The organism is Pseudoalteromonas sp., from assembly GCF_041629635.1.
Lineage (GTDB): Bacteria > Pseudomonadota > Gammaproteobacteria > Enterobacterales > Alteromonadaceae > Pseudoalteromonas.
Genome location: NZ_JBFKMX010000132.1, coordinates 1 through 9,747 on the forward strand (window position 1 = coordinate 1; position 9,747 = coordinate 9,747).

Annotated in this window: 8 protein-coding genes; 5 read left to right on the forward strand and 3 right to left on the reverse strand. The window is 41.3% G+C overall.

Features of this window, described 5'->3' with window-relative positions:
• The coding region (locus ABYD77_RS15305; protein WP_372770989.1) for an efflux RND transporter periplasmic adaptor subunit at positions 1 to 1,023 on the reverse strand (1,023 nt) is incomplete at its 3' end.
• 182 nt (positions 1,024 to 1,205) lie between these two features.
• The gene (gene erpA / locus ABYD77_RS15310; RefSeq protein WP_038642748.1) at positions 1,206 to 1,544 is read right to left on the reverse strand and encodes an iron-sulfur cluster insertion protein ErpA; all 339 of its coding nucleotides are present in this window, start codon (positions 1,542 to 1,544) and stop codon (positions 1,206 to 1,208) included.
• 531 nt (positions 1,545 to 2,075) lie between these two features.
• Here erpA and ABYD77_RS15315 point away from each other — a divergent pair.
• The 4 genes from ABYD77_RS15315 to hemL are packed head-to-tail and all read left to right on the forward strand — an operon-like array spanning position 2,076 to position 6,594.
• A complete protein-coding gene (locus ABYD77_RS15315) occupies positions 2,076 to 3,782 on the forward strand; it encodes a chloride channel protein (protein WP_372770990.1) in 1,707 nt (568 codons plus the stop codon).
• 12 nt (positions 3,783 to 3,794) lie between these two features.
• Complete coding sequence (locus tag ABYD77_RS15320) at positions 3,795 to 4,229, forward strand: CopD family protein (protein WP_372770991.1); 435 nt, start codon at positions 3,795 to 3,797, stop codon at positions 4,227 to 4,229.
• Positions 4,230 to 4,277: 48 nt separating this feature from the next.
• Positions 4,278 to 5,294, forward strand: coding sequence for an aspartate carbamoyltransferase (locus ABYD77_RS15325; RefSeq protein WP_372770992.1), 1,017 nt, complete (start codon positions 4,278 to 4,280; stop codon positions 5,292 to 5,294).
• Positions 5,295 to 5,313: 19 nt separating this feature from the next.
• Positions 5,314 to 6,594 carry a glutamate-1-semialdehyde 2,1-aminomutase gene (hemL, locus tag ABYD77_RS15330; RefSeq protein WP_372770993.1) on the forward strand — a complete coding sequence of 427 codons (1,281 nt, stop codon included), beginning with the start codon at positions 5,314 to 5,316 and terminating at the stop codon, positions 6,592 to 6,594.
• 72 nt (positions 6,595 to 6,666) lie between these two features.
• On the opposite strand, the gene mrcB is transcribed toward hemL, so the two are convergent.
• Complete coding sequence (mrcB, locus tag ABYD77_RS15335; protein ID WP_372770994.1) at positions 6,667 to 8,979, reverse strand: penicillin-binding protein 1B; 2,313 nt, start codon at positions 8,977 to 8,979, stop codon at positions 6,667 to 6,669.
• 215 nt (positions 8,980 to 9,194) lie between these two features.
• On the opposite strand from mrcB, the gene ABYD77_RS15340 reads away from it, so the two are divergent.
• The coding region (locus tag ABYD77_RS15340; protein ID WP_372770995.1) for an aldo/keto reductase at positions 9,195 to 9,747 on the forward strand (553 nt) is incomplete at its 3' end.

Consider the following 9,747-nt stretch of genomic DNA (forward strand, 5'->3'; position numbering starts at 1 on the left):
AGTAATCACATTTGCTTTGTCGCCAAGCCCTGCCATCCATACGCCGGATGCTTCTGATTTAACAACATCAATTTGGGAGAACACAACACGGTTTTCACTGTCAACCGTTTTTACGCCGATATTGCCATCTTCATCAAGCGCCATAAATGCAGGACTTAAATGAATCGCCTTCACTTCATCATAGGTAATATCAAGTTGGGTTGAAAATCCTGCGCGATATTGCATATTTGGGTTTTCAAATGCGGCTTCAATTTTAAATGTATTAGTATTGTCATCAGCGACAGATGCAATATAACGAACTTTACCTGGGTACGTTTTGTTATTAATAAATAAACCAGAGACGTCTTGCCCTACTTTTAGCCCCATCACTTCTTTTTGCGTAACGTTGGCGCGCACAATTAAAGGGTTTAAATCTGCCAGCTCTAAAATTGGGTCACCACGGCCTAAGTAATCACCAAGTTCAACTAAACGCTGGTTAATTACTCCTGAAAATGGTGCGCGAATTTCGGTGCGTGTTAACGAAAGCTCTAAATTAGCTAAATTAGCTTTTGCTTGCTCAAGGCTTGCTTTTGCTCTTGCTAATGCTGATTGATCATTTAAGCCTTTTTGCTTGAGTTTTAACGCACCTTGATATTCAACTTCACTTTGCGCTAAAGAGGCTTTTGCAGCTGTAATTTGCTGGTCTAAATCAGATTTATCCAATTTAAGAATCACCGTACCACGCTCAACGAATTGACCTTCTTTTACTAGAATTTCAATTACTTCACCTTCTTGTCGCGCAGCAACACGGGCAACTTTATTTGGTTCAGTACGACCATAAAGTTGAAGCGAGCGATTAATTGGCTTGGCATAAAGGGTTTCTACTTTCACCTTAGCAATGCGTTGCTCTGTTTTTTCTGTCTTCTGTTCGCTTGCGCTTGAGCCACCCGACATCATCCACAAAATAATAAAAATCGTTATAAACACAGCAATAATGTAAGGTTTTTCGTTGAGCTGAGTACTCAGTTTTTTGAATAGGTGCATTCCCTTCTCCAGCACATATAGGCAGCAATTTCTCAATAGATGATAATCTTTCTCAAAACTATATGTAAGTTAAAAAATGTAACATCTTCAACATATTTACTTCATTTTATTGCCCAGAGCCTAAAAACAAAAATGCCACTGTAAAAGTGGCATTTTTAAATTTAGTTTATAAACCCATTTAGTTAAACACTAAACGATGCTCCACAACCACATGTAGTTGTTGCATTAGGGTTATTTACGAAGAAACGAGAACCTTCTAAACCTTCGGTATAGTCAACTTCACCGTCAACTAAGTACTGCAAACTCATAGGATCAACCACAAGAGTTACACCGCTTTTCTCTATTTCTAGGTCACCCGGATTGGTTTTCTCATCAAATGTAAAACCATATTGGAAACCTGAACACCCACCACCTGTTACATAAACACGTAATTTTAATGCTGGGTTTTCTTCTTCCTCGATAAGCTGCTTAACTTTATCTGCAGCTTTGTCGCTAAATTTAATTGGTAATTGATCAGACATACTTCGACCCATCTATATGAATGGGCGAATTATCTAATACCTGACCAATTTAATCAAGTTTAGCGCTATCGCCTTTTACTAGAGCGTGTTGACCTTTGCGGCCTAAATTCTGTTCAAGTCCAAAGCTTTTTGATTGCGGCGTCACTTTGTAGGCCTAGTGTGCTAGGTCAAGAAGCGACAACAAAAAACAAAACGCTTTGAATTGAACCTATTAGGCATCGCTTGTTTGGTATTTATACTGCGTTGCCCTGTATGGATGCAGGGTAAGGTGGCTTTGCAGGTGCACAAAGTCTTTATCGTTCTTTCATATAGAATAAGTACACTACAATCACTCCACCTTATTTAAATACCAAACAAACTGCTGCAGAAACAGACAGAAAAGATCAACACGCTCCTATTTAGTCGATATGTATCTAAACCATTTTATTGCGTTAGATCATTAACTATTGGGTAAATTCTCTTATTTTTTATTACTATTATGCTGTTATAATTAGAGCACTATTAACCCACCGATTTTCCGACAACAAGCGCATGACATTTAGCCAAAAAGTAACTAATAATTTGGCGACCTTACGCAGGGTCGTGGCTCGTCCTAAATCGAGTATTCAATTAGCGTTACTTGGTGTTCTTGCTGGTCTTGTTGCCGCGATGTTGATTATTATCTTTCGCTTAGTCGTGCTTATTGGCCAAAGTGGGTTTATTTCAGAATACGATAATTTTACACAGCTACCTGAAATAGAAAGATTGATCTTACCGATTATTGCTGCGGTTTTTATTGCAACTTTTGCCTACCTTACTGGATTTAAGCACTACCGCTTAGGTATTCCCTATGTTATTCACCGAATTAAACAAAATTATGGGCAAATGCCGATTTGGAATGCAGTAAACCAATTTGTTGGTGGCGCGATTGCATTAATAAGTGGCTTTTCAGTTGGGCGAGAGGGTCCTTCCGTACATATGGGTGCGGCAGGTGCCAGTGTTATTGCCAGCTATTTGCACCTACCTTATAACGCAATGCGTACCTTAACTGGTTGTGGTGTAGCTGCAGGTATATCCGCTTCATTTAATACGCCGCTTGCCGCGGTTATTTTTGTAATGGAAGTAGTACTTAGAGAATATAAAGTACATATTTTCGTACCGGTTATTCTGGCATCAGTAACAGGTGCTATTACTACGCAGTTTGTATTTGGCTCAGATTCTGAGCTTGCACTGATTCAAGTAGAATCTATTCCACCTTGGCATTACCCTTATTTAATTGTTTGTGGCATTGTGCTCGGTGCAGTTGCTTATGGTTTTAACAAAAACTTAATGCTGATAATTCGCACGTTTAAATCGGTAAATATGTTCCCACGTTTAATTTTGGCAGGCATTATTACTGGCGCGATTGGCTACTTAGTTCCTCAAGCAATGGGGTCAGGCATGAGCGCCATTGATATTGCCGTAAGTTCACCTGAACAAGTGCAGCTGCTGACCACCATTTTAATCGCAAAGTTATTAGCAACCTTATTTGCATTAGGTTTAGGTATTCCAGGCGGAATTATTGGCCCTGTTATTGGATTAGGCGTTATCTTGGGCTCATTAATGAGTTATTTTGCGGCTTTTATTAGCCCTGAAGTAAATATTACTGGCACCTACGCTGTACTTGGCATGGCGGGTTTATTGGCAGCCACTTTAAATGCACCACTAGCAGCACTGATGACCGTAATGGAGCTAACCGCGAGCCACACCATAATTGTACCCGCTATGCTGGTGATTGTGTCTGCCTATTTAACCGCATTGCAAGGCTTTGGCAACCGCTCAATATTTTTGCAACAGCTGGACTTTCAAGGTTTAAAATACCAAGTTTCTCCTGCGGTTGAAGCACTGCAAAAAGTCGGTGTTTTGGATGAAATGAGTGATAAATTCAATTTACTTTTCAGCGATGATAAGTCGCTTATAGCCGAATCACTTGATGCTGCCGATGCACAAACCCCATTAATTGTATTTGATGAAGACAATGGCTATCGCTTAGCAGAGTATGACTTAAACTTAACCGCAGAAGAAAGTGTTACTATTCGCTACATTGAAATGCAAGGCGTATCGAGTCAAGCCACTTTAGGGGATGCCTTTGAAATACTCAGAGACAACCGTTCTGGTGTTATCTACGTATATGATCAGCTGAAAGACAATGACATTTTAGGCATTATTCGCTGGGACGATATTCGCCAAATATTAATGATCCGCAACGCACTGCTTTAGGACATAACAATAATGAATACCCTTTTACTAATAAAAGCGCTTCACATCTTTTTTATGGTGGCTTGGTTTGCCGGCATTTTTTACCTTCCCCGTTTATTTGTTTATCATGCAATGACAGAAGAGCGCAGCAATAGTGCCATGCTTAAAATTATGGAGCGTCGCCTGCTGTTTTTTGTTACACCCTTTGCTGTTTTAACCGGTGTCTTTGGCATTGCCCTAATGCACATTTACGGTATTGAGTGGGTAAAATTGAGTATTTGGCTACACATTAAATTGAAGCTAGTACTACTGCTTTATGTCTATCATGGCTATTGCTTTAAATTACTTGCTGATTTTAAGCATGACAGAAACAAGCGAAGCGATAGGTTTTATCGCATTTTCAATGAATTACCTGTTTTAATATTGCTAGCGATTGTGATCTTAGCAGTAATGAAACCAAGTTTTTAAAAAATCTGCTATATTAGCGCCCGAAAACAACTGCTCAGGACCTAAATCATGTCAAACTTTGTTGGCCAACATATTCTGTCTGTAAATGAGTTAAACCGCGATGCGATTGAAACCATTTTCGATGTTGCTCGAAAAATGGAACCGTATGCGAAAAAGCAAAAACGCACAAAGGTACTTGAAGGTGCCATTCTTGCGAATTTATTTTTCGAGCCAAGCACGCGTACTCGTGTAAGTTTTGGTACAGCATTTAATTTACTCGGCGGACTCGTTCGTGAAACAACCGGAATGCAATCTTCTGCGCTAGCAAAAGGTGAGTCACTTTATGATACTGCTCGCGTAATTTCATCATACGCTGATGCCGTTGCGATGCGTCACCCAGATGCGCACTCAGTTTCTGAGTTTGCTAGCGGTTCGACGGTACCTGTTCTTAATGGCGGCGACGGACCGAATGAACACCCAACACAAGCGTTACTTGATTTATTAACGATTGATAAAGAACTTGCCCGTTTTGACCGTAAAGTTGACGGTATGCACATTGCCCTTGTAGGTGATTTAAAATACGGCCGTACCGTACATTCGCTATCAAAGCTTTTATGTCACTACAAAGATATCAAGTTTTCACTTGTTGCCCCTGATGGCCTACAAATGCCAGATTACATTGTTGATGCAGTCACTAATGCTGGCCACCAAGTTGATATCGTGAGCCAAATGGAAGGCAACCTTGCTGCTGATATCGTGTACCAAACACGTATTCAAGAAGAGCGCTTCCCATCGCAAGAAGAAGCAAATAAATACCGCGGTGGTTTCCGTATCAGCCAAGCGATTTATGATGCCCACTGCAAACCAAACTCAGTATTGATGCACCCACTACCGCGTGACAGCCGTGGTGATGCCAATGAGCTTGATAACGACTTAAACAGTAACGATAACCTAGCGATTTTCCGTCAAGTACAAAATGGTGTACTGGTACGTATGGCGCTATTTGCATTAACGCTAGGTGTTGACGGTCTCGTCGACAAATATGAAACCGAAGTGCCATGGTTTAGCCGTAAGCAAAATACCTAACCCTTAGCTGGAACAAATTATGACAATTAGCCAAGATTTATTTGATAGAGCACAAGCCTCTATCCCAGGTGGTGTTAACTCACCAGTTCGCGCATTTAATGGTGTAGGTGGCACACCACGCTTTATCACTAAAGCTGAAGGTGCATTTACGTATGACGCCGACAATAACAAGTACATTGACTATGTTGGCTCTTGGGGCCCAATGATTTTAGGCCATAATCACAGTGCAATTAAGCAAGCAGTGCTTGAAGCCGTTGAAAACGGTTTAAGCTACGGCGCGCCTACTGAAGCTGAAATTTTAATGGCCGAAAAAGTAAAAGCGCTTATGGCATCAATCGAAAAAGTGCGCATGGTTAGCTCAGGAACTGAAGCCACCATGAGTGCTATTCGCCTAGCGCGGGGTTTTACCGGCAAAGATAAAATCTTAAAGTTTGAAGGTTGCTACCACGGTCACGCTGATTCACTACTGGTAAAAGCGGGCTCTGGTGCACTGACTATGGGCGTACCAAATTCACCAGGTATTCCAGAAGACTTTGCCAAGCACACGCTTACTGTATCGTTTAACAAACTTGATGAAGTTAAAGAAATCTTCGCAAAATTTGGTGATGATATCGCGTGTATCATCGTTGAACCTGTTGCAGGTAATATGAACTGTATCCCGCCAGTTGAAGGCTTCTTAGAAGGATTACGTGCGATTTGTGACGAATACAAATCAGTACTTATTTTTGATGAAGTAATGACTGGCTTCCGTGTTGCAAAAGGTGGCGCACAAGCGTATTACAACATCACGCCAGACCTAACTTGTTTAGGTAAAGTAATAGGCGGCGGCATGCCGGTAGGTGCTTTTGGTGGTAAAACTGAAATCATGGATTACATCGCACCAATTGGCCCTGTTTATCAAGCGGGTACGCTTTCAGGTAACCCAATTGCGATGGCTGCTGGTTTAAAAGCTCTTGAGCTATTAGATGTTGACGGTCTTCACGACGAGCTAGAAGCAAAAAGTAAGCGTATTTGTGAAGGCTTTAAAGCTGCTGCTGAAAAGGCAGGTATTGAGCTCACCACTAACTACGCTGGCGGCATGTACGGCTTCTTCTTCACATCTGAAGAAACAGTAACCACTTACCAGCAAGCAACAGAATGTGATTTAGAACGCTTTAAAAAGTTCTTCCACTTAATGCTTGATGAAGGTGTTTATCTTGCACCAAGTGCGTTTGAAGCAGGCTTTGTTTCAACAGCACACGGTGATGCTGAAATTGAAGCAACTATCGCTGCTGCAGAGCGCGCGTTTGCTAAACTTTAAGCAAAACCTAATACATTAATTTTAAAACCACGCAATAGCGTGGTTTTTTATGGTCTATTAACCGATCTAGGGTTAATTACAGCGCGGCCTCGCATTAAACTGCTCTGCAGGAATTGGTAATTTTAAAACCGTGCCACAGCCTGGTGGTGCTTGCTTGCCTGTTTCTGTATTTACAAACGCCCATTTTATTGAAGGTGGGCGTGCCGTCGCAATTGACTCAGGATTGAGCTTTCTTAAATAGCGAATATACAATTCAAGCGCCCCTACACTTCCAGTAAGCTTAGTTGGTTTGTTGTCATCACGACCCACCCAAGTAACGGTTACCGTATTTTGGTCAAAACCGGCAAACCAACTATCTCGTAAGTTGTTGGTTGACCCTGTCTTACCCGCTAGCTGAATGGTTGGGAAATGCTGTTTTAAACGTTTCGCTGTGCCTTCTCGCGTCACTTTCTGCATTGCGTACTTGGTCATATAGCTAGTGGCTGGTGAAAAACGTCTTATCGGGGTACTTTGATGCTGATAAATCAACTCACCAACCGCATTCGTAATTGCTGCAACTGAGGTGATTTTGCGGTAATCACCATCAAACGCAATGGTTGAATACATCTGTGCAACATCAATAGGCGAAAGCTCTTGCGCGCCTAGTAATAACGACGGGTATTGATTTATAGACTGCTCAACCCCTAAGCGTTTAATCGACTCAGTGACAGCTGGTAAGCCAAGATCTAAACCAACCGCCACTGCTGGCATATTAATACTTTGACTAAACGCCTGATAAAGTGGAATTTTACCGCGGAATTTTTGGTCAAAATTAGACGGTGACCAAGTGTGACCAGCTTCATCACCAATTTCCATTGGTTCATCATCAACCAAACTGCCTAAGGTATATTTACCTGACTCGAATGCCGTCATATAGATGGCTGGCTTAACTAATGAGCCAATATTACGTTTGGTATCTAACGCGCGATTAAAGCCATTAAAATCACTGTCTCTAGCGCCCACTAATGCTGAAACACCGCCATATTTGATGTTTACCGATAACATCGCTGCTTCTAAATTTGACGTTGACTTTAAACGTTCTAAATAAGGTAACCCACTTTCGAATGAGCTTTCCATTGCAGCTTGTTTTTGTAAATCGAAATACGTGAATACCCGTACCCCAGCATCAATAGTGTCTTTCGAATCAAGAATATCCTTTAGTTCGCGGCGCACTAAATCCATATAACCTGGATGCTGATTAATATCAAAACGCGAAAGCGGCTCTATTTTAATGTCGCGAGCAAGTGCCAGTTTGTAGCTTTTCGTTGAGATTAAACCGTTTTCAACCATTAAACGCAGCACCAAATCACGCCTTTCCATCGTACGCTCTTTAAAACGACGCGGATTGTAGTAACTCGGCCCTTTAACCATCGCAACTAGTAACGCAACTTGGTCGTATTCAATTTCATTTAGCGGTTTACCAAAGTAAAACTCACTGGCAAGACCAAACCCGTGTACCCCTTGTGAGCGCGACTGACCAAGGTATACCTCATTCAAATAGGCTTCTAAAATCTCATCTTTGCTGTATCTAAAGTCTAGAATTAAGGCAATTAGCGCTTCGTTAATTTTACGCGTTAGGGTGCGGTCACGACTTAAATAAAAGTTCTTAGCTAATTGCTGTGTTAGCGTGCTACCACCTTGTACTGTGCGGCCAGCACGAATATTAGCAACAAGCGCGCGGACAATTGACCATACTGAAACACCATGGTGCTCGTAAAAGTCGCGGTCTTCAACCAAAAGTAAGGTTTCTTGCACTACTTTAGGAATATGACTTAGCGGCACAAACTCACGATCTTGTTTGGTTTCGTTAGCTAAGCGCGCCAGTTGTACTGGCTCTAATCGCGCCATAGACAAGCTTTCCCCTTGCTCACCTTTAATCGCTGCAAGCTTTTTAGGGCCGAAAATTAAATCAAACCCCATTTGCTGCTCAGCACCATCATAAAACTCAAAAGCGCGGCGATAAATGCGGATGGAGTTGCCTTTAATAACATATTGCCCAGTATTATTAATAAGATTAACTTCAGAGTAATTTAAACGCTGCAATTCCCAAACCACTTCATCTTTTGATAAATACTGGCCGGGATAGAATGTCATCGCACGCGCGTAAATTTGCGCTGGCAATTGCCATTTGTTGCCTTCGAATTTGTGGCTTATTTTGCTATCTAAGTAAATCAAATAAAGGGCAAGTGCCAAACACAGACCAATACCAAGCTTTAATGAAAAAAAGGCAATACGTTTAACCAAACTCGGTTGATTGCGTGTTGGAGCTTGTTTTTTCGCACGAGGTTTCTTTTTGCTGGCTGCTTTTGCTGCTGTGGCTTTAGCTGGTTTCTTTTTATCTGTCATTGCACTTAGAATTGAGAAAAATCGTGTTAATCATACCGATTTTTGTATCGCATTTCATTGCCAACACCACTTTAAACCCCCATTATAACTTTCAAATTATTCTTTGTTGTGCATTAAACAAACTGTGCTTGGTAACAAGCCCATACAAAATCATCAGAATTAATAACAGCAAAGCATTACTCTAAAAACTCATTCTAAAAACCAGAAGGCTAGCTATGAAATACGCAAAATTAGGCAGTTCCAATCTTGATGTTTCTCGTATTTGTTTAGGCACCATGACATGGGGTGTGCAAAACAACCAACAAGATGCCGATCAGCAAATTGATTTTGCCAGTGAATCTGGTATCAACTTTATGGATACAGCTGAAATGTATGCTGTGCCACCCACGCCTGATACATACGGTAAAACAGAAGAGATCATTGGTAATTACTTTGCTAAAAACCCACAAAAACGAAATGACTGGGTGATTGCAACTAAAATTGCAGGCAATGGTTTGCCATGGGTAAGAAATGCCTCTGACATCACTGGCCAAGCAGTTATTGAAGCGGTTGATGCGTCTTTAAAACGCCTGCAAATCGATACAATCGACATATATCAGTTACATTGGCCAAACCGTACTTCACCGCATTTCGCAAAACATAGACCAAATCAAATTAGTTTTACTGATGTCGATACAAAAGCTCACAAAGCACAAATGCTCGATATTTTGCAGGGGCTTGCCCACTGTATTAAAGCCGGAAAAATCCGCCATTTTGGTCTATCAGATG

What these genes read in the sequence shown, in the direction of transcription:
- hemL (WP_372770993.1), top strand. Translation starts at nt 5,314, where the DNA reads ATGACAATTAGCCAAGATTTATTTGATAGAGCACAAGCCTCTATCCCA.
- erpA (WP_038642748.1), bottom strand. Translation starts at nt 1,544, where the DNA reads ATGTCTGATCAATTACCAATTAAATTTAGCGACAAAGCTGCAGATAAA.
- ABYD77_RS15325 (WP_372770992.1), top strand. Translation starts at nt 4,278, where the DNA reads ATGTCAAACTTTGTTGGCCAACATATTCTGTCTGTAAATGAGTTAAAC.
- ABYD77_RS15315 (WP_372770990.1), top strand. Translation starts at nt 2,076, where the DNA reads ATGACATTTAGCCAAAAAGTAACTAATAATTTGGCGACCTTACGCAGG.
- ABYD77_RS15320 (WP_372770991.1), top strand. Translation starts at nt 3,795, where the DNA reads ATGAATACCCTTTTACTAATAAAAGCGCTTCACATCTTTTTTATGGTG.
- mrcB (WP_372770994.1), bottom strand. Translation starts at nt 8,979, where the DNA reads ATGACAGATAAAAAGAAACCAGCTAAAGCCACAGCAGCAAAAGCAGCC.